The sequence below is a fragment of the Acidobacteriota bacterium genome, from assembly GCA_009838525.1.
Taxonomy (GTDB): domain Bacteria; phylum Acidobacteriota; class Vicinamibacteria; order Vicinamibacterales; family UBA8438; genus VXRJ01.
The window spans coordinates 68080-88375 of the sequence record VXRJ01000018.1; the positions used below are offsets into that span (position 1 = coordinate 68080).

A 20296-nucleotide genomic window follows, 5' to 3' on the forward strand; every position below is an offset into this window, starting at 1 on the left:
TTCTCGCGCGATGGTCCGGTTGCCGGTTGACAGTCGACACCTGCGCTATTACTATACTGCGACTCGTTCTCACTTTAACGACGCAGGAGAAATGGCATGAACAGACGCGAGAATCGGAAGCTCGGCGCGAATCGGCCCGTATCACTGACAGACGCGGACATCACGACGGTCCAGGTGGGTCGCCGCTCGTTCCTCTCGCGCACGATTCTGGCCGGCTCGATCGCGGTGGGCGCCGCCCTGACCGCGGCCTGCCCGGGCGGGACCGACTCCGACGGCCAAGGCGACTCGGATTCCCAGCCGACCGACTCCGACCAGTCCCAGTAGGGAGCGCACGCGCCCCCGCGTGTGGCCGCCGCCCCGAGTCGGACGCTCGCGAACGTGCGAGCCGTGGACATGTCCCTGCGCAGGGCGATCTTCTGGATCCATCTGGCGGTCGGTGTCGCGGCTGCCATCGTGATCCTCACGATGGCGGTGACCGGCGTGCTACTCACTTACGAGGCGCAGCTCAACCGGTGGGCGCTTCGCGACTATCGTGCCGATCCGGCGGCCCAGGATGTCGCACCCCTCGAGCTTGACGAACTGATCGCGCGCGTGGCGGGCGGACAACCCGCCGGTCTCGTGACTTCCGTCGCCCTGCAACGGGATCCGCGCGAGCCTGCCGTCGTCGGGTTCGACGACGGAGCCACCGCCTATGTCGACCGCTTCACCGGCGAGTTGCTGGGCGACGGCGACACGCGAACGCGACGCTTCCTCCAGAGCGTCCTGTACTGGCACCGGTGGTTTGCCCTGGAGGGGGAATACCGGATCGTGGGACGGACGATCGTGGCGGTCGCGAACGTGGGCTTTCTGTTTCTGGTCGCCAGCGGGGTCTACCTCTGGTGGCCGGGGACCGGCGGCCGCGCCGCGTGGAGACACGCACTGTGGTTTCGCCGAGGCCTCAGCGGGCGGGCGCGCGATTTCAACTGGCACAACGTGATCGGTTTCTGGTCGGCCGTTCCGCTCGCCGTCATCGTCTTCAGCGGGGTCACCATCTCCTATCAGTGGGCCGCGGACCTCGTCCATCGGCTGGCCGGCGACACGCCGCCGTTTCAGCAGTCGCCGCGGCCGTGGCAGTCGGACGCGCGGGACGCCTCGGCCGTCGCGCCGGACGCGGCCACGCCGTTGATCGAACTGGAGGCACTCGTCACGGCGGCGGGCGCCGAGGCGCCCGAATGGAGAACGATGACGGTCGACCTTCCCCGCGCCGTTCACGACCCCGTCGTGGTCGCCGTCGACCGTGGTACCGGCCGCCAGCCGTCGCTAAGCGAGGACCTTATCTTCGACCAGTCGACCGGGGAACTGGTCCAGCGCGCCGGTTATCCGACCTTCACCCCCGGCTTCAAGGTTCGCCGCTGGCTACGCTTCGCGCACACCGGCGAGGTGTACGGCGTTGTCGGGCAGTCGATCGCCGGCATCGTATCCCTGGGCGTCGCCGTCATGGTCTGGACCGGTCTCGCGATGAGTTGGCGGCGCTTCTTCGGATCCGCCCGCTAGCCGCGCGTGGTGAAACCCTCGCTACATTCGAGCGGCGATGCACCTGGCGGCCACGGAATCACCTTCCGCCACCCACGGCGCGGGGATCTAGATGGTGGGCCGCGCTGGGATCGAACCAGCGACACCCTGATTAAAAGTCAGGTGCTCTACCACTGAGCTAGCGGCCCAAATCGTTTTATATCAATAACTTCCGGTGTGCCGGTTCTGTGCTGCCAGCCGGTGCTGCCAGCCAAAACCCTCCACCGCATTGGTGCCAGCAGAGCCGTTCTGCGGCGAAAGCGGCCCATCCGCCAGTCGTCGTCTGCTCTCTGGGAGTTGGCCGGCCCACGGGTCTCCATGCATTGTATGCTTGAACGCGCCGGGGGTGACGGCCTCGAGACACGAATGCCGGACTGCTTAACGCCGTGCTCCTCATCAGGACCTGAGCGGTGCCTGACCCTACTAACGGAGCACTGAAGGACGCGGGCGCTGCCGTTCGCCGCCCGCGGACGTTTCGCGTACTGGCTCTCCTGTTCGGTGTGCTCCTCGCACTCGTCTGTTTAGAGACCGTGGCGCGGGTGCTGCCGGTCAACGAGGGCCCCCAAGCGTTGTCGGTCAACGACGCGAATCCTATCTTCCGTTATCGGCCGAACCGGGAGTTCGTGTGGTCGGCGGGGTGGAACTTCTCCGCCGTCAACGAGGTCAAGGTCAACAACTTCGGTTTCGTCAATGATCAGGATTACGACCCCGACGGGACCGGTGCCCTTCTCGCAGTCATCGGGGACAGTTTCGTCGAGGCGTTCCGGGTGCCGTTTGAGCACACCTGCCACGGCCGGCTCGCCGCGCGCCTGAACGGCACGGCTCGTGTCTATTCCTTCGGTGTGTCCGGAACACCCTTGAGCCAGTACCTGGCGTATGCCGGGTACGTTCGGGACACGTTCAGACCGGCTGGCCTTGCGATTGTCATCATCGACAACGATTTTGATCAGAGCCTTGCCAAGTACGGGCTCCAGAGGGGCAAGCACCAGTTCGTGGAACGCGGCGGCGGCCGGCTCGCGCTAGAGCGAAGCGATCTCGAGTTCCGCCCGCGCTACAGGCTGGTCAGAGGATCGGCGTTGGCGAGATACGTGGCGATCAACTTGGGCATGGCAAGGGAACGGAATTATCGGTTGTTTACCGGCGAAGACCCGGATGCACGCGTCTCGGAGGCGGATCGTGCGACGTGGGTCGTCGACTCGAAGCGAGCCGTCGACGCGTTTCTCGACATGCTGCCCGCGGCGTCCGGCCTGGAGCCGGAACGGATCATGTTCATCGTGGACGGCATCCGCCCTCGCGTTTACGGAAGCGATGTCCCGGAGTGGGAGAAGGGAGTCTACCGCGAAGACGTGGGCTACGTGGATGCCATGCGGCGCTACTTCATCGAGAACGTTGTCCGCAGGGGATACGAGACCATCGACCTGGAGCCGGCGTTCGCCGCGCACTACCGGCTGCACCGAACGCAATTCGACTGGCTGCCGCTCGACGAGCATTGGAACGCACTGGGACACGAGGTGTGCGCGGAGGCAGCGGCCGGTTCGGAGCTGCTGCGGGAGTTGAAGACTCGTTTCTCTGCGGACGCTGCCTCGCCCGCACCGTAGATGAACAGCCTCAAAACAGCGTGTACACGAACGGGGCCGCCACGCTACCCGACATCAGTATCAACGCGCCGACCAGCAGCAGCACGAGGACGATCGGCGTCAGCCACCACTTCTTGTTGGTGGCCATGAACTCCCACAGCTCGGCGAGCAGACCGGGACGCGCCGCCTCGGCCTCCACCTCGAAGTCTCCGCCGCGTTCGTTTCCGGCTGCCTGCGATGGTCGGTCTGCCATGTCTCGAATCCCGTGTCGCCCGTTCCGACCCTAGAACTGCCGGAAATAGCGCCGCACGTCGCGCACCTGCCGGCGCGCGGTCCAGTAGCTGGCCGCGGATCGGTTCGGCGCGCGGTCCAGCGGGTCGCCGTGGACGAGGCGCAGTAACAGACCGATCGGCGTCAACAGCAGATAATACGTCGCGGCCAGCACCAGGTGCGACAGCGTCCACCCGATGGGGAACGCCGCGTAGAGCCAGCCGAGCCAGACCCAGCGGCGCAACGGCGGCGCCGCGGCGTAGACGGCGGCCAACACCCCACCCGCCGTCCAGACCATCCGCGCCGCCGCCGGGGCTTCCAGCCGCCAGTACACGAAACCGCCGGCAAGCGCGACGAACGCCGCCAGAAGCACCCCGAACCAGCGCAGCTCCCCGGCCGACGGATGCCGATTGAGCTCCAGCAGGGCCATCGCGCTCAGTCGAGGGCGAACTCGCGCAGATAGGCGCCTGCGTCGACCGTTGCGGCGTTCGGTTGCACCTGCCTGCGAAGCAGGAAGCGCTCCAGGACCAGCGCGTCCATGTTCGTCGCCAGGAAGCAGCGGTAGGCATGCTCGGGCGCGCACACGATCGGCTCGCCCCGCACGTTGAAGCTCGTGTTGATCAGGACCGGGCAGCCGGTCTTCTCCTCGAAGGCCCGCAGCAGCGCCGCGTAGCGCCCGTGCCGCTCGGCGTCCACGGTCTGGACCCGCGCGGTATAGTCGACGTGGGTGACGGCTGGGACGTCGGACCGCGCCGCCTTCAACTTGTCGAGCCCGCGCAGGCCGTTCCCACCCTCGTCGAGCGGCGTCCGGCGAGACTCGCGCACCGGGGCCACCAGCAGCATGTACGGGCTGTCTTCCCGCGGCCGCATCTCGAAGAAGTCGGCGACGCGCTCGCGGAGTACCGCCGGCGCGAACGGGCGGAACGACTCGCGGAACTTGATCTTGCGGTTCATCACCGACTGCATGTTGCGGCTGCGGGGGTCGGCGAGGATGCTGCGCGAGCCGAGGGCGCGCGGGCCGAACTCCATGCGTCCCTGAAACCACCCCACCACCTGCTCGCGCGCCAGCAGGTCGGCCACCGCGTCGCACAGGGACGCATCGTCCGCGTACTCCTCGTACACTGCCCCGGCGCCGTCCAGCAAGGCCCGGATGTCGTCGCCCGTCGCGCACGGGCCGAGCAGCGAGCCGTGCTGGGCATCCGGCGTCCGCGCCTCCCGCGGGTGGTCGAGAAGCTGGTGCCAGATGAACAGCGCCACCCCCAGGGCGCCGCCCGCATCTCCCGCCGCCGGCTGGATCCAGACATTGTCGAACGGCCCTTCGCGCAGCACGCGTCCGTTGCCCACGCAGTTCAGCGCAACCCCGCCGGCGAGGCACAGGTTGCGCATTCCCGTCTCGGCGTGCACGTAGCGCGCCGCCCGCAGCATCGCCTCCTCGGTGACTGCCTGAATCGACGCGGCGATGTCCATCTCCCGCTCGGTGATTGGCGCCTCCTGCCGCCGCGGCGGCCCGTCGAAGAGCGCGTCGAACCTGCGCGACGTCATGCGCAGGCCCTGGCAGTAGTCGAAGTACGACATGTCGAGGCGGAACGACCCGTCCGGCTTGAGATCGATCAGGTGGTCGCGGATGCGGTCGACGTATTTCGGCTCGCCGTAGGGCGCCAGCCCCATCAGCTTGTACTCCCCGGAGTTGACCTTGAAGCCGGTGAAGTAGGTAAAGGCGGAGTACAGCAGGCCGAGCGAGTGGGGAAAGCGGATCTCGTGGGTCAGCTCGATACGGTTGCCGTGGCCGACGCCATAGGCGGTCGTCGCCCACTCGCCGACCCCGTCCAGCGTCAGAACGGCTGCCTCGTCGAACGGTGACGGAAAGAACGCGCTGGCCGCGTGCGACTCGTGGTGCTCGGTGAAGACGATCTGGCGCCGGTAGCCTGGCAGCCCGCGCGCGATCTCGCGGGGCAGGTGCAGCTTCTGATTCGCCCACAGCGGCACGAACCGCAGGAACGACCGGAACCCGCGCGGGGCGAAGGAGAGGTACGTCTCGATCAGCCGCTCGAGCTTCAGGAACGGCTTGTCGTAGAAGCCGACGTAGTCGAGCGCCTCCGGGGCAATCCCCGCCTCGTCGAGGCAATAGCGAATTGCATGGACGGGGAACGAATGGTCGTGCTTCCGGCGGGTGAACCGCTCTTCCTGGGCCGCGGCCACGATGTCGCCGTCGACCACCAGTGCCGCCGCCGAGTCGTGGTAGAAGGCAGAGATGCCCAGGATCGTGGTCACTGCCAAGCGAACTTTCGTGGAGATCAGCGTACCACGTCGGGACGCATGGAGTAGTCGGGGCAAAGCGCTTGCGCGAAAATCGTGCTGGGTAATCCGCGTCTTGCGCGGAGTACGCCAACCGACTGTGGCGATCTGGAACAATCGTGTTGAATAATCCGCATGTTAAGCGGATAATACATCATGGTTCACGACCGGCGCTCTGGCCTGGCAAGCTATGTCAGTGGGTTGCTCTCCGCAGGCCGGACAGTGTTCACCGCCGAGGAAGCCGAGCGGGCACTGGGCGTCGGACGTGGTGCGTTTCTGGACGCTGCCGAGCGACTGCAGCGCCGCCAGGCACTACTGAATCCGCGGCGAGGATTCTACGTGGTCGTTCCACCGCAGTACGCGTCCTGGGGAGGACCGCCGCCGGCCTGGTACATCGACGCGCTCGTGCGCCATGAAGGCCATGCCTATTACGTTGGGCTGCTCAAGGCCGCGGAACTTCATGGTGCAACGCATCAGGCCGTCATGGAGTTCCAGGTCATGTCGGCCAAGCGCCTGCCGAAGATCCGCGCGGGCCGTAACCTGATCGTCTTCTACTTCCGCAAGAACCTGGAGGCGGTGACGGCGGGGACTGAGGAGCGCAAGACCGACACCGGCACGATGAAGATCTCGTCGGCCGCGCTGACGGCTCTGGACCTCCTGCGCTATCCGCAGGCATCAGGCGGCATCGACAGCGTAGCGACGGTCCTTTCCGACCTCGCAGAGAAGATCGATCCAGAGCAACTCGCCGCGCTTTCGGCGTCAGTGGAGCGGCCGGTCGTTCAGCGCCTAGGGCACCTGCTGGAGCATCTCGGCGAAGACGCTGCGACGGGCGTGATGCACGAGGCATTGCAGGCCCGGGGATCGCTTCGATGGACCGAACTAGACCGACATGAAGTGCAGGATCCGGACTTCGCGCCCGAGCCGCAACGGCGTGATCCCCGTTGGCGCGTCGTTGTCCGGCGCGTACCGGAGCCCGACGGATGATTCCCACGCAGAACATCGTGGCGTGGGGCAATGTCGCTCCCTGGACGGAGGCGCGACAGATCGAGCAGGATCTCATCATCAGCCGCGCCCTGGTTGAGACCTTCTCGGACCTAATGCTGCGCGACGCGCTGCGGTTTCGTGGCGGAACGGCGCTCAACAAGCTGCACTTCCCCGCGCCGCTGCGCTATTCGGAGGACATCGATCTTGTTCGTACTTCACATGGTCCGATCGGTGCAGTCCTCACTCAGTTGCGTGCCGTTGTGGAACCTTGGCTGGGGCGGGCGCGGTTCGAGCAGAGTCGCGTCGCGCCGAAACTGCGCTTCCGAGTCGAGGCCGAGGATGGCGGCGCCCCGATCCGGTTGAAGATCGAGATCAACACGCGCGAGGTCGAGGCCTTCGATGTGCCGACGGCGCTGCCGCTTGAGGTCGAGAATCCGTGGTTCGTCGGTAGGGCGGCTATCTCGACTTTTTCGCGGGAGGAAATGCTGGCGACCAAACTGCGGGCGCTGCTGCAGCGGGACAGGGGACGTGATCTCTACGACCTTGCACACGCGCTCGAAGTCTTCGAGGGGCTCGATACCGACCGTGTCGTCGAGATGTTCGGACGGTACCTCGCCCTCTCCGGCCGGGCCATCTCGCGGGCCCAGGCTCAGCAGCGCATGTTCGCCAAGTTGGCCAATCCGCACTTCATGTTCGACGTGCGCCCATTGCTGCCGGCTGCTCGGGCGGAAACTCTGACAGAGGAGTCGACAGCGGAAGCATTTCGCCGGGTGTTCATGACCCTCGTTGATCAGCTTCCCGGCGATCCGTGGATGAGGACGCCGACCATGAAACAGAGGTTCGGCGTTCCATGGTGAGTGAGACACGAAGGCCACGTTTGGTAAGCCACTCGACGCTCGGTCAGATCAGTCCGGCCGAGTTTGAACGTCGGAGGCTGACGCCGGCAGCATAGTCAACCCGTCCACGAAAGTGGATCAAGCCCAGTACCGCGCGTAGGCTGTCGCCACGGGCGGGGCGGCGGTACACTGGCGACGACAACTCCATGCAGTACGACAGACTCGGTCGCACCGGCCTGCGCGTCTCGCGCATCTGCCTGGGGACAATGACGTTCGGCTCGCCGGCCTGGCGGCCGTGGGTGCTGGAGGAAGAGGAGAGCCGGCCCTTCATCCGCCGTGCCTTGGAGGCCGGCATCAACTTCTTCGACACCGCCGACATGTACTCGCGCGGGGTGAGCGAAGAGATTGTCGGCCGCGCCATCCGTGAATTCGCCGCGCGCGACCAGGTCGTCATCGCCACCAAGGCGTTCTTCCCGATGGGCGACGGGCCGAACGACGGCGGGCTGTCCCGCAAGCACCTGTTCGACGCGATCGACGCGTCTCTCCGGCGCCTCGGCACGGACCACGTGGACCTCTATCAAATCCATCGCTTCGATCCCGATACACCGGTGGAGGAGACACTGGAGGCGCTCAATGACATCGTGCGCGCCGGGAAGGCGCGCTACATCGGCGCTTCAAGCATGTACGCCTGGCAGTTCGCCAGAATGCTGCATGTCTCTGAGCGCCACGGCTGGGCGCGGTTCGTCTCCATGCAGAACCACTACAACCTCGTCTACCGCGAGGAGGAGCGCGAGATGCTGCCGCTCTGCCGGGAGGCAGGGATCGGAGTCATCCCGTGGAGCCCGCTGGCGCGTGGGTTCCTGGCCGGCAACCGCACGCGCAGCGAGGCGGGCAAGACGCCGTCGGCGGGCGAGACGCTGCGGGCGCGGACGGATCGCTACGCCCACGGGCTGTACTACGCTGACGCGGACTTCGAGGTCGTCGAGCGCGTCCGCGCGTTGGCCCACCAGCGCGGCGTCACGCCGGCCCAGATTGCGCTGGCGTGGATCCTGCGCCAGCCGGGCGTGACCGCGCCGATCATCGGCGCGACGAAGCTGGCGCATCTCGACGCGGCCATCGCCGCGCTGGAGGTCACCCTCGACGACGCCGAGTGCCGGTCGCTGGAAGAGCCGTACGTGCCGCACCCGGTGCTGGGGCACACCTAAGGGGAACCCGCGCTGGTCGTGGTAACGTGCCGCTAACGGAATCAACGCGCCGTTCGCGCCCCTCGGCCGTCAGTCGAAAGGGAGTCCACGATGACTCGTCTCGCTCCGATTGTCACGCTCGCCATGCTCGCCGTGGCCGCTCCCGCGCCCGGCCAGGCGCCCGCGGTCAGCCCCGTCACTGACGCCGTGCTGGCGGATCCGCCGCCGGAAAGCTGGCTGAACTGGCGCCGCACGCAGGATGGATGGGGGTACAGCCCGCTGGATCAGATCACCCGTGACAACGTGGGCGATCTCCGCATGGTCTGGTCGTGGGCGATGGAGCCCGGCTCGCAGCAGACCACGCCGATCGTGCACGAGGGGGTGATGTATCTCGCGAGCCCCGGCAACATCGTGCACGCGCTCGACGCCGCGACCGGCGACCTGCTCTGGGAGTACCGCCGCGAGTTCCCGACCGCGCGCGGCCGCGGCCGGCCGAACCGCAACATCGCGATCTACGAGGACAAGATCATCCTGAACACCGCGGACGCGAACATTGTCGCTCTCCATGCGCAGACCGGCGAGGTTGTCTGGGAGGCGGACGTTGCCGACCCGTCCAAGGGCTTCTTCTTCAGCAGCGGCGCGCTCGTGGTGCAGGGTGTGGTGATCTCCGGCATGGCCGGCTGCCTGCGGTTCTGGGAAGAGGGCTGCTTCATTACCGGCCATGACGCCGACACCGGGCGCGAGCTGTGGCGAACCTCGACGGTGGCGCGGCCGGGCGAGCCGGGGGGCGATACCTGGGGCGACCTGCCGATGTTGTTCCGTGGCGGCGGCGACGCCTGGATCGCCGGTAGCTACGACCCGGACCTGGGGCTTACCTACTGGGGCGTGGCGCAGGCCAAGCCGTGGGCCCAGGTCAGCCGCCGCACCGACGCGGACGCGCTCTACACCAGCTCGACGCTGGCTCTCGATCCCCAGACCGGCGAGATGCGCTGGTACTTCCAGCATCTGCCGGGCGAATCCCACGACATGGACGAGACGTTCGAGCGGATCCTCGTGGAGGTCGATGGGCGGCCGTCCGTCTTCACCATGGGCAAGCTTGGCATCCTGTGGCAGCTCGACCGCGAGACCGGACAGTTCGTCAACGCCACCGACCTCGGCTATCAGAACATCGTCGACATCGATCAGCAGACTGGGCGCATGTCGTTTCGCCCCGGCATGATGCCCGTGCTCGACGAGGAGCTCTCGTTCTGTCCGAGCCATTCCGGTCTCAAGAGCTGGCGGGCGATGGCCTACAGTCCGGAGACCGAGGCGTTCTACATCCCCCTGACGCTGAACTGCCAGCGGACCATCTACAGCGAGGTCGAGTTCCGGGAAGGGGGCGGCGGCGCCGGGATGGTGTTCCGCGAGAACTTCCTGCACCCGGACAGCGACGGCAACATGGGCGAGTTCGTCGCAATGCACGTGAGCGGCGAGATCCTCTGGTCGCACCGGAAGCGGTCGCCGTACATTTCGGCGGCGCTGACCACCGCCGGCGGCCTGACGTTCGTCGGCACGTACGACCGGCGCACGTTTGCCTACGACGTGGCGACCGGCGATCAGCTTTGGGAAACGCGGCTGCCGACCGCGGTGCAGGGCTTCCCGATTACCTACAGCGTGGATGGCCGACAGTACGTTGCCATCGGGGCCGGAACCGGGGGCGGGAGTTGGACGACGATGCCGGCCGAGCTGATCCCCGACGTCCGGCGTCCGAACGTGGGTAACGGCCTGTTTGTGTTTGCGCTCCCTTGACGTGCCGCACCCGGTGCTGGGGTACGCCTAGGGGGCGCGCCAGAGCCGAAGGGCCGTCGAGTCCGCGAGCAGGGCGAAGTCCCGGTCGCTCGACAACATGACGAGATCGTGGGCGATGCATAGCTGTGCGAGCAGCGCATCGATGGTGCCGACCTGAACGCCGCGGCGGCGGCAGGCGTTGCGGAGTTGGGCGGCTTCGATGTGGTCGTTGCGGGTCGGGGCAATCATCGCGATGGCCGCGAAACGATCAACGATCTTCGCGTGAGCTCGCGGGCCTTGAAAGCCCTGAAGCAGTTCCTGGAGCACGAGGCCGGTCGCGTGGACCACGTCGCCGTCGAGCGCTTCTCGCAGGCGTCGGACCACGGGTGTGTCCGGCGGCGAGTCCCGTCTGAGCGCCAGCGACCAGACGCTCGTGTCGACGAAGATGTTCACGAACGCGTCCGCTCACGCTTGTAGTCGTAGGAATCGTCCCACTCGATCTTGCCGAACAGATCGAGCAGCCGTTTCTGCTCCCGGCGAGCGACGAATTCACGCAGAGCCAGATTGACGGTGGCCTTCTTGGTCCTCTTGCCGCCAACGGCCAGCGCTCTGTCGAGGAGGTTCTGGTCTATTGCGAGATTCGTTGCCATGGTGTCAATGCTCACACATCAGGCTACACAATCATAGCCTGTTTCAGGAGCATGCAGCACGTCCGGTCCGGAGCAGCGCCAGCGCGTAGACAATCCCGATGGCGGGAACGACCGAGAAGGCCAAAGCCAGCTCCCAGTCCCCCCGCACCGCGCCTGTGGCGATCAGTCGCGCCAGCCAGAGGTCCGCAATCACGTTCGCGGTGAGGAGCGCGGCTATGACGAGGATGTGGGCAGCGGCGATGCCGGGCTGCAACACCAGCAGCGTCATGCCGATGGCGCCGAGGGGATGCAGGAGGACCAGCACGAGCCGCTGCCAGATGTCTCCGCCGTCGGCAAAGGCCCCCACCATGGCCGTGAGGCCGACGAAGAGGGCGTGCAGCACGGTCAGCGGCAGCAGAACCATCCTGAATCTGGCCATGACAATGGCTCATACTAGCGATACTCTGCTGTGTGTATTCGGCAACAGGCGCCAGAGTCTCGGATTCGCCCGGCGCCCGGGGAGGCTAGAGATGTTCAGAAACACCCTCGCGACGCTCGTCGTCCTGACAGCGGTGCTTGCACTCGCCCCGCCGCCGGCGTCTGCCCAGACGTCGGGCGATCGCACCATGCCGATGCGGACGCCCGACGGACAGCCGGACGTCTCGGGCACGTTCACGTTCCGCACCCTGACGCCGTTCCAGCGCCCGGAGCAGTTCGAGGGAGTCGAGAGGCTCTCACCGGAAGACGCGGCGGCGTTCGAGGCGTCGGAGCGCGTGCGCCTGAACCGGGACCTTTTCGATCCCGAGAAGGGCGCGGCCGGTTACCGCCCGCGCTCCGAGGGAGGGGTGCTCTCTTACAACGAGTTCTGGTACGAGCGCGGCATCGAGCTCACCTCCGACAAGCGGACGGCGTTGATCATCGATCCACCCGATGGCCGGTTGCCGCCGCGGACCGAGGCAGCCATCCAGGCCGCGGCCGAGCGGCGCGCCCACCTGGAGGAGCACCGATACGATTCGTACGAGAACCGCAGCCTCGCCGACCGCTGCATCATGGGCTTCAACTCGGGTCCGCCGATGCGCTCGAGCGCCTACAACAACAACGTGATGATCTTCCAGGCGCCGGGATACGTGGCGATCCTGAACGAGATGGTGCACAACGCCCGCATCATCCCCCTGGAAGACCAGGCGAAGCCGCCGTTTCCGCAGTTTGCCGGCGTCTCGCGCGCCCACTGGGAGGGAGAGACCCTGGTGATCGAGACCACCCAGTTCCGGGGCGGCCAGAGCGGGGGAACCGGCCCGAACATGCATCTGGAGGAGCGTCTCACCCGGCTCGACCCGGACACGGTGGCCTACGAGTTCACGGTCACGGACCCGACCGTCTACACGGCCCCGTACACGGTGATGATGCCGTTCCGGCGGACCGACGGCCCACTTTTCGAGTACGCCTGCCACGAGGGCAACTACGGACTGACCGGCATTCTCGCCGGCGCGCGTCAGCTCGAACGGGACGGACGCCCGCTGCGTCCGTGATCGCGCACGGCGTAGAGCGATGAAGAAGAAGTACAAACAGGGACGGCAACCAGCTCCGCGACCCCGCCATCTTCGAGGAGGGCGGGCGGGTCTTCTTCTGTACGCGGTGGCGGGCGAAAGCGGTATCGCAATCGCCGAAGTCCGCCTCGACGAGTAGCGCCGCCACGGCGAATCGCGGTCCCCCCGGGGCACCGCCCCCGTTCCCGAATCAACGAGCGGGGCGCCGGCTCGCTCGGACTGGAGTCCTCGGTCTGCTGGGCGCTGCGGCGCGGGTGTGCCCGTTGCTTCCGCGTTGTCGACTACCGGTCTTCCGGCGACGCGGCTGCCGGCGGCCTTCGGGTGGCGCCGCGTCCAGCGTTGCGTCGAACCCCGCTACCTTCTCGCGCGGGATCGAGTTTCCGACCAGCCGCTCGATAGCGGCCAATTGCAGCCGCTCTTCCGGTGCGGCCAGCGAAACCGCGTGTCCGCTCGACCCGGCCCGAGCAGTGCGGCCGATGCGGTGCACGTAGTCTTCGGGAACGTGCGGAAGGTCGAAGTTGATCACGTGGCTGATCCCTTCGACGTCGATGCCGCGCGCGGCGATGTCGGTGGCGATCAGCGTGTCGATCCTGCCGGCACGAAAGCCGGCGAGGGCCCGGGTCCGTGCGCTCTGGCTCTTGTTCCCGTGGATCGCGGCAACCTGGCGCCGTGACTTCTCCAGACGCCGCACCAATTGATTGGCGCGGGCCTTCGTGCGGGTGAAGACCAGCGTCGGTCCCATGTCCGCACGTTGGAGGAGCGTCGTGAGGAGGTCCTTCTTGCTGGTCATCACCACCGGATGGACGACCTGTTTGATAGCGCTGACCGGCGTCGCTCGGCGGGTAACTTCGATCACGGTGGGATTCGTGGCCGTCCGGCGAATGAGCGCTTCGATCTCGTCCGGCATGGTCGCCGAGAAGAAGAGGTTCTGGCGCGTCTTCGGCAGGACCTTGAGGATGCGCCGGATGTCGGGCAGGAATCCCATGTCGAGCATGCGATCCGCCTCGTCGAGGACCAGGGTCTCGACGCGGTCGAGCCGTGCATGCCCCCTCCCGAGGTGATCGAGCAGTCGTCCCGGCGTGGCGACGAGCAGATCCAAACCGGCGCGCAGCCGGCGCGTCTGCGGCTCCATCCCGACCCCGCCAAAGATGACGGTGCTGCGTAGTCGCAGGTCGCGTCCATACTGCCGGGCCGCCTCGGCAATCTGGGCAGCCAGCTCGCGCGTCGGCGTGATCACGAGCGCGCGCGGCGAAGAGCCCGGCGATCGGTCGGCCAGGCGCTGCAGGATCGGCAGCAGGAAGGCGGCCGTCTTGCCCGTACCGGTCTGTGCGCACGCTATCAGGTCGTGGCCCTGGAGCACGGCCGGAATGGCGCGCGCCTGGATCGGAGTAGAGGTTTTGTAACCCGCGCGGTCGACCGCGCGAAGGAGTTCTGGGTGCAGGCCCAGGTCGGCGAAATGCATACAGACTTGTGCTCCAGCTTCCGCGTTCACCCGGACGCGGAGCGTTGCCGGTGACCGCCCCGCCGACACGGCGGGCGGTCTCAAGAGAATCTGGGAGGAGGGAAGGGCCGGGGATTGCGCCCGGCGACACCCGCTACTCTGAGCGGGGCTTCCGGGGTGGAGGAACACCTGCTCACGATTCGACCCCCTGATCGTAGCACGCATCGTCGCCCCCGCATGCGGAGCCCGGGTTACATCCAGAGCCGCTCGTCGTCCGGGTCCGAGTCCGACGCGCAAACTGCAGCGAACCCCTGCACTGGCTACCCCCGGCTCCAGGGGAGGGACAGTACAAGTGCCAGCGTCAGAATCGCGGCCAACAGGGGACACAGATGCACGTCAACAGGTAAGGACGTTTCGTTGATAGCTAGCGGACAGCCGAAGCCCCGGTCCCTGCGAGGCAAGGCCGATCGCCGGCTCAGTAGGTGGTGCGGCGCGCCGGGTGCATCCAGGCCGCGAACACGTCCATTGCACCGTCGCACGGGACGTACTCCATCGGCAACGCCCGCTCGGCGAACGGCTTCGCCACTTCCTCGTAGATGAACTCGTCGCGGAACTCGATGCCGGCGGCATCGTGCCGGCCTATTGAGAAGTACACCTTGCTGATGCGCGACCAGTAGATGGCGCCGAGGCACATCGGGCACGGCTCGCAACTGGTGTAGATCTCGCAGCCCGACAGGTCGTACGTCCCGAGCTTGTGGCACGCCTTTCGGATGGCCACGACTTCGGCATGGGCGGTGGGGTCGTTCGAGCTGAGAACCTCGTTCCAGCCTTCGCCGACGATCGCGTCGCCCCGGACGATAACGGCGCCGAACGGCCCGCCGTGCCCTAGCTCCATGCCCTGCCTGGAGAGGGCCACGGCCCGCTCCATGTGCGCTTTGTTCATGCGGGACGCGTAGGTAGAGGAAACCGGGGGGCCAGGTCGTCGATGCGATCCCCCACCCGCTACGCGACGCAGCACGGACAGCTCGGGCCCGTGTTCGAGAAGCTGCTGGTCGCTTCCGCGGCGTTTCGCCCGTGCGGGGTGGTCGAGGACCGTTCGGCCGCGGCGCCCAGCCCCGTTGCAGCGGCCATGCCAGCTGCCGCACCGGCGCCGGCCCGGGCGGTCCGCGCCGTTCGCTCCCCTTGTTGCGCGGCGTCCGCCTGCGTACCGGGACCCCGGTAGCCCGTGAAGATCTGGTAGTGGCGCAGGTCGATGCTGGCATCCAGGCGGATAGTGTTCGGGTCGACGACGCTGAATCTCCGGAACGGCTCGCCGTCGCACAGGATGTAGACATCGTCGGCGCTTGGCAGATTGGTAACCTGCCAGGTCGTATCGAGTCCCCGCCGGTCGGGCGACGCGGCATACGTGCCGACGTGGAGGGCTCCGCTTTCGGTGTCGTTCCACGCCTGGTAGACGCCGAGGGCGGGGAATTCGATGCCCTCGACGGTGGGCGCGTCGAACTTGTCGAGGTGCGGCGCGTCGAACGCCCGGTACCAGGCGTCGCCCATCCCGACCTCCGAGACCATCATGCTGGCGCTGCGCTGGCCGCGCGGGTAGGCCTCGTTGAGGTTGAACCACCAGCCGAACATCTCGTTGTCGTCACCGAAGTAGCGGGGGTCGTACTCCCGCTCCGCAGCGGCGCGGAGCCGCGCCAGCGACGTATGGTCGCCGAGCTCGCGCGCCATCACCAGTCCGGGCTGCGAGGCGCGGATCTCGACGCGCGGGTTGTTCCAGCCGAGCGCATTGGCGGCCGATTCGTACAGGAACGTGGCGAACTCCCGATCCTGGGGCAGCAGCAGAAAAGCCGTTCCGACACCCGCCCCGGCGCCGCCGTTGGCCTTGTGGTTGACGATCGGGTCGTAGTAGCTGGTGACCCACTCCAGGCGGCCATCGTTCCCGACGCCCACGAAGTTCTCGCGCGCGTACTCCAGGAAGCCCTGCACCGGCCGGTGCGTCTCGCGGCCGTTGATCCGGTCGTAGAGATGGAGGCCAAGCCCGGCAGCGGAGTTACACACGAACCAGACCTTGGTGTTCTCGCAATGCGGTCCTTCCGGCCGCTCGCGGTACTGCTGTTCGAGCAACTCCGCGATGCGGTGCTGATCCCACTGGAACACCTCGTCCCCGTAGCCGGTGACGTCGAACGGCCGCTCGTACTTGTCGTCGCCCGAGATGTAGCGATAGATGCCCAGGACCAGATTGAACCAGCCGCGAAAGAAAAGGTTGCCTTCCGAGCCGATCGGATCCGGGGAAAGCCCCCAGGGCTCGATACCGTTCGCGGTCCAGCCGATCCGGTTGTAGTTGCCGCGGAGCCGCTCCGGAATTCCCGCCATGACGTAATCGGGATAGTTTGCCCGCCGCGGGTCGTCGCCGATCTGCGTCAGCCAGTCGATCGCGCCCCAGTAGGTGGGGTAACGGCTGGCGAGGCCGTCGGCGATCCGGGTATAGACCTCACGCCACGCCGGCGTTTCGTCGGCCATGAGCAGCAGGGCGTACGACGAATTGTGGAGATCGAAGCGGCCGTAGCTGGTGACCACCGGAATCGAGTAACGGTCCCACCACATATGGGGAACGCCGTCCGCGTTCCAGTTGTCCGGGGTCGTCGCCTTCTCCCACAGGAAGCGCAGCCAACCGCGGGCCCGCCGGTTGAGGGTGGGATGGACGGACCGCGGCGTCTCCTCCGGAAACTGCGGCGCCGGCTGAACGGCTGCTTCCGCCATGGCGGAGGGAGTGAGGGCGGCGGCGCCGGCCGCGGTGCCGAAACGCTTAACGAAGCTGCGTCGCGAGTGTACGGCGGCCATCAGGATCTCCTTGCCGGATCAGGACGTTAGCCTACCCGTCGCATCGCGGCAAGGGCGTCGTCCCCGCAGCCTGCTCCTGCCTGGCTTTCTCGCGGGCCACCCGCGGCCGCTGGCCACGTCCCGCCGTGCCATAATCGGGTCCGGTTACCGTTTGACGACAACTGGATTGGAGGCCGCGATGCCGAACGGCGCACGATGCTATCCGTCAACCGCCTGCCACGCGGCGGACCATCCGCCGATGTCGAGACGGCGGGGGCCGTGCGCGGCCGCCGTACGGGTTGCCGGCGTGCTGGCGGTACTGGCCGTGGTGCTCGCCCCGGTGGCGCTGGAGGCCCAGCGGCCCCCGGTGTCCGGCCGCACCGCCGGTGTTTCCACCGGCCATCCACTCGCGACCGCCGCCGCGTTCGAGACGCTGGTGCAGGGCGGCAACGCGTTCGACGCGGGGGTCACGGCGATGCTTGTCGGCGGCGTCGTCGAGCAGGACCTCTACGGGCTGGGAGGAGAGGCGCTGATCCTGGTCTACCCGGCCGCGGAGGGCGAGGTCACGTCCATCGTCGGCCAGGGCTGGGCGCCGAGGGGCGCCAGCATCGAGTGGTACACGGAACGCGATCGGGACCTCAACGGCCAGGGGCTGGATCCCGGTGTCGTGCCGGGCGCCCTGCACGGCATTCTCACGGTGCTGGAGCGGTGGGGCACGATGACATTCGAGCAGGTGGCGGCGCGCGCCATCGACTATGCGGAGCACGGGTTTCCCCTCCGGCCGCTGACCGCCCGGGCCATCGAGGAGAACGTCGACTTCCTGAAGGAGTGGCCGCAGAACCGGCGCTACTGGCTGAAGCCCGACGGCTCGCCCTACGCGGCGGGCGAGACGATCGCGCTTCCCGCCCTGGCGCGGACGCTCCGGAAGATGGTCGACGCGGAACGGGACCACGCACACCTTGGCCGGGCCCGCGCCGTCGCCGCCGCCCGCGACCGCTTCTACAAGGGTGACATCGCGGTGGAGATGGTCGCCTTCCTGAAGGCGCACGGCGCGCCGTTCGATATCAGCGACTTCGTCGAGTTCCATTCCCGCATCGAAGCGCCGAGCCGCACCGACTACCGCGGCTACACCATCTACAAGCAGGGGTTCAACAGCCAGGGACCGGTGCTGCTGCAGACCCTGAACATCCTCGAGAACTTCGATCTGCAGGGGATGGGGCACAACAGCGCCGACTACGTCCACACCGTCGTCGAGGCGATGAAGCTGGCCTATGCCGACCGGGACACCTACTACGCGGACCCGGAGTTCGTCGACGTGCCGGCCGCGGGACTCCTGTCGAAGACCTACGCGGGGGAGCGGGCGGCGAAGATCGACGCCCGGCACGCTTCCGTCGCGTTCCGCGCCGGCGACCCGCTGCCGCACGATCCCGACGTGAACGAGTGGCCGTTCTGGGTGGCTGACATCGAGGACGGCGTGGCGGCGAGCGACGCGGACGGCTCGTTCGTGCCGTCGGCGGGCGGACTGAAGGACACGACGCACATCGCCATCATCGACGGGGACGGAAACGTCTTCGACGCCACGCCGAGCGGCGGGTGGATTCGAGGCGCCATCATTCTGGGCGGCACCGGCATCGGGCTCAGCACGCGCGGGGAGCAGTTCTGGCTCGACCCGGAACGTGCCAACCAGATCCGTCCGCGCGCCCGCCCGCGCTACACGCTGACGCCGAGCATCGTCTTCCGCGACGGGGAGCCGTTCCTGGCGATCGGCACGCCGGGCGGCGACAACCAGGATCAGACCATCCTGCAGGCGTTCCTGAACATCGTGGAGTTCGAGCCGGACTGGTACCCGAACCTGCACGACGCGCTCGCCTGGCCGCGGGTCCGCACGCAGCACCTGCACGGCTCGTTCTGGCCGCACGCGGCCGGCTTCAACCGGCTGGATGTCGAAGCGGACGTCGATCCGGCGGTGGTCGAAGAATTGCGGCGGCGTGGACACGAGATTATCGAGGTGCCCCAGTTCGGTGTCTCGGGGTGTGCGACGGCGGTGATGATCGACCCGGCCACCGGCAACCGGATGGCCGCGGCCGATCCGCGGCGCGACTGCTACGCGCTGGCCTATTGATGCTGGATGAGCTGCGGTGGACGTTGCGGTCGGCTGTCGTCAAGACTCTGGCCCTGCCGGAGTACTGGCGTAGCGGCATCGCGTACAACCCGCTGTCCGCCCGGGTGATCCAGGACCCGTATCCGACCTACGCGCGCCTGCGCTCGCGTTCTCCCGCTCACCGCAGCCGCGTGCTCAATTCCTGGGTGTTCACCCGCTACGCGGACGTGGAGGCCATCCTCCGGGACTTTCGCCGGTTCTCCAACATTCCCACGAGCCGCAGCCTCACGCCGAAGCAACGGTCGTCCCTGTCGCCACGGGCCGAGTGGACCATGCTGTTTATGGATCCGCCGGAGCACACCCGCCTCAGAGCGCTCGTGAACAAGGCGTTCACGCCGAAGGTGGTCGACGCCCTGGCGCCTCACATCCGGACGATCATGGGGCAACTGCTGGACGCCATAGACGACCCGTCCGGATTCGACCTGATTGCGGCTGTGGCCAACCCGCTGCCCGTCATCGTGATCGCCGAGATGCTGGGTGTGCCGCCCGAGGACCGGGCGGAGTTCAAGCACTGGTCGGACGAGCGGGCGCGATTGCTCGAGCCGGTTATCACGCCGGAGGAACGGAAGCGGGCGATGGTCGCGGGTGAGTCGTTCGATGCGTACTTCACCGCCATCATCGAGGCCCGGCGCCGCGAGCCGCAGGAGGACATCGTCAGCGCGCTCGCCCTGGCGGAAGAGGAAGGGGACAAGCTCACTGCCCGCGAGGTGCTGAACATGCTGCGCCTGCTGCTGGTCGCCGGCAACGAGACCACCACCAACCTGATCGGCAACGGCATGCTCGCGTTGCTGCGCAATCCCGACCAGCTTCAGCTCCTGCGGGAAGACCCGAGCCGGATACCGGCCGCGGTGGAAGAGCTGCTGCGCTTTGACTCGCCGGTGCAGCTCGATTTCAGGGGCGTCTTGGAAGACTGCGAGATGAACGGCGCGTCCCTGCGACGCGGCGACGGCGCCATACTGGCGATTGGGGCCGCTAACCGCGACCCGGAGGTCTTCGACGAGCCGGAGCGGCTGGACGTCGAACGGTCGAAGGGAAGCAATATCTCGTTCGGCCGTGGTGTTCACCATTGTCTCGGCGCCCCGCTGGCGCGTCTGGAAGGGCGCATCGCGCTGGAAGTGTTGCTGGAGCGCTTCTCCTCGATGCGCCTGCTCGACGACACGCCGAGATTCCGGCGGGCGATCGTGCTGCGCGGCCTGGAGTCGCTGCCGATGGCAGCGGAGCCGGCCGCATGAGGAGG

At 67.2% G+C, this 20296-nt stretch carries 19 protein-coding genes and 1 tRNA gene; 10 read left to right on the plus strand and 10 right to left on the minus strand.

Annotated features, from left to right (window positions below; all coding sequences use genetic code 11):
• Window positions 1–96: 96 nt before the first annotated feature.
• Complete coding sequence (locus F4Y45_06160) at window positions 97–324, plus strand: hypothetical protein (protein ID MXY24092.1); 228 nt, start codon at window positions 97–99, stop codon at window positions 322–324.
• 69 nt (window positions 325–393) lie between these two features.
• Window positions 394–1533 (plus strand): PepSY domain-containing protein, encoded by a 1140-nt coding sequence (locus tag F4Y45_06165; protein MXY24093.1) that lies wholly within the window; start codon window positions 394–396, stop codon window positions 1531–1533.
• Between the two features lie 92 nt (window positions 1534–1625).
• On the opposite strand, the gene F4Y45_06170 is transcribed toward F4Y45_06165, so the two are convergent.
• Window positions 1626–1700: transfer RNA gene (locus F4Y45_06170), tRNA-Lys, on the minus strand.
• A gap of 261 nt (window positions 1701–1961) precedes the next feature.
• Between F4Y45_06170 and F4Y45_06175 the strand changes: the two genes are divergently transcribed.
• Window positions 1962–3149 (plus strand): hypothetical protein, encoded by a 1188-nt coding sequence (locus F4Y45_06175; GenBank protein MXY24094.1) that lies wholly within the window; start codon window positions 1962–1964, stop codon window positions 3147–3149.
• A 10-nt stretch (window positions 3150–3159) separates the two neighbouring features.
• Here the strand turns inward: F4Y45_06175 and F4Y45_06180 are convergent, their stop codons facing one another.
• Genes F4Y45_06180 through F4Y45_06190 form a run of 3 tightly spaced genes read right to left on the minus strand, consistent with a single transcriptional unit; the run spans window position 3160 to window position 5669 of the window.
• Entirely contained in the window at window positions 3160–3381 is a 222-nt protein-coding gene (locus F4Y45_06180; GenBank protein MXY24095.1) for a hypothetical protein, read from the minus strand.
• A gap of 30 nt (window positions 3382–3411) precedes the next feature.
• Complete coding sequence (locus tag F4Y45_06185; protein MXY24096.1) at window positions 3412–3828, minus strand: hypothetical protein; 417 nt, start codon at window positions 3826–3828, stop codon at window positions 3412–3414.
• A 5-nt stretch (window positions 3829–3833) separates the two neighbouring features.
• Window positions 3834–5669: a carbamoyltransferase gene (locus F4Y45_06190; protein ID MXY24097.1), complete on the minus strand. Its 1836-nt coding sequence runs from the start codon at window positions 5667–5669 to the stop codon at window positions 3834–3836.
• A 180-nt stretch (window positions 5670–5849) separates the two neighbouring features.
• Here F4Y45_06190 and F4Y45_06195 point away from each other — a divergent pair, with 180 nt between their 5' ends.
• The 4 genes from F4Y45_06195 (at window position 5850) to F4Y45_06210 (ending at window position 10485) form a co-directional block, all read left to right on the plus strand.
• A complete protein-coding gene (locus tag F4Y45_06195; protein ID MXY24098.1) occupies window positions 5850–6677 on the plus strand; it encodes a hypothetical protein in 828 nt (275 codons plus the stop codon).
• A complete protein-coding gene (locus F4Y45_06200; protein ID MXY24099.1) occupies window positions 6674–7534 on the plus strand; it encodes a nucleotidyl transferase AbiEii/AbiGii toxin family protein in 861 nt (286 codons plus the stop codon). The genes F4Y45_06195 and F4Y45_06200 overlap by 4 nt, the downstream gene beginning before the upstream one ends.
• Before the next feature lie 185 nt (window positions 7535–7719).
• Window positions 7720–8718: an aldo/keto reductase gene (locus tag F4Y45_06205; protein ID MXY24100.1), complete on the plus strand. Its 999-nt coding sequence runs from the start codon at window positions 7720–7722 to the stop codon at window positions 8716–8718.
• 90 nt (window positions 8719–8808) lie between these two features.
• Window positions 8809–10485 (plus strand): PQQ-binding-like beta-propeller repeat protein, encoded by a 1677-nt coding sequence (locus F4Y45_06210; GenBank protein ID MXY24101.1) that lies wholly within the window; start codon window positions 8809–8811, stop codon window positions 10483–10485.
• A gap of 27 nt (window positions 10486–10512) precedes the next feature.
• On the opposite strand, the gene F4Y45_06215 is transcribed toward F4Y45_06210, so the two are convergent.
• From F4Y45_06215 to F4Y45_06225, 3 genes are read right to left on the minus strand one after another with little or no spacing between them, the layout of a single operon-like run.
• On the minus strand, window positions 10513–10917 hold the full coding sequence (locus tag F4Y45_06215; protein ID MXY24102.1) for a PIN domain-containing protein: 405 nt from the start codon (window positions 10915–10917) through the stop codon (window positions 10513–10515).
• The gene (locus tag F4Y45_06220; protein MXY24103.1) at window positions 10914–11114 is read right to left on the minus strand and encodes a type II toxin-antitoxin system VapB family antitoxin; all 201 of its coding nucleotides are present in this window, start codon (window positions 11112–11114) and stop codon (window positions 10914–10916) included. Before F4Y45_06220 ends, F4Y45_06215 begins: the two co-directional genes overlap by 4 nt.
• A 43-nt stretch (window positions 11115–11157) precedes the next feature.
• Window positions 11158–11532, minus strand: coding sequence for a hypothetical protein (locus tag F4Y45_06225; protein ID MXY24104.1), 375 nt, complete (start codon window positions 11530–11532; stop codon window positions 11158–11160).
• A 91-nt stretch (window positions 11533–11623) separates the two neighbouring features.
• Here F4Y45_06225 and F4Y45_06230 point away from each other — a divergent pair, with 91 nt between their 5' ends.
• Window positions 11624–12622 (plus strand): hypothetical protein, encoded by a 999-nt coding sequence (locus F4Y45_06230; GenBank protein ID MXY24105.1) that lies wholly within the window; start codon window positions 11624–11626, stop codon window positions 12620–12622.
• Between the two features lie 208 nt (window positions 12623–12830).
• Here F4Y45_06230 and F4Y45_06235 read toward each other — a convergent pair whose 3' ends face one another.
• The 3 genes from F4Y45_06235 to F4Y45_06245 form a co-directional block, all read right to left on the minus strand.
• Window positions 12831–14102, minus strand: a complete 1272-nt coding sequence (locus tag F4Y45_06235) for a DEAD/DEAH box helicase (GenBank protein MXY24106.1) — start codon at window positions 14100–14102, stop codon at window positions 12831–12833.
• Between the two features lie 454 nt (window positions 14103–14556).
• Window positions 14557–15024: a nucleoside deaminase gene (locus tag F4Y45_06240; protein ID MXY24107.1), complete on the minus strand. Its 468-nt coding sequence runs from the start codon at window positions 15022–15024 to the stop codon at window positions 14557–14559.
• 59 nt (window positions 15025–15083) lie between these two features.
• Window positions 15084–16919, minus strand: a complete 1836-nt coding sequence (locus F4Y45_06245; protein MXY24108.1) for a hypothetical protein — start codon at window positions 16917–16919, stop codon at window positions 15084–15086.
• Between F4Y45_06245 and F4Y45_06250 the strand changes: the two genes are divergently transcribed.
• Entirely contained in the window at window positions 16837–19020 is a 2184-nt protein-coding gene (locus F4Y45_06250; protein ID MXY24109.1) for a gamma-glutamyltransferase family protein, read from the plus strand. The genes F4Y45_06245 and F4Y45_06250 overlap by 83 nt on opposite strands.
• Window positions 19020–20291 carry a cytochrome P450 gene (locus tag F4Y45_06255; GenBank protein MXY24110.1) on the plus strand — a complete coding sequence of 424 codons (1272 nt, stop codon included), beginning with the start codon at window positions 19020–19022 and terminating at the stop codon, window positions 20289–20291. Before F4Y45_06250 ends, F4Y45_06255 begins: the two co-directional genes overlap by 1 nt.
• Window positions 20292–20296 lie beyond the last annotated feature (5 nt).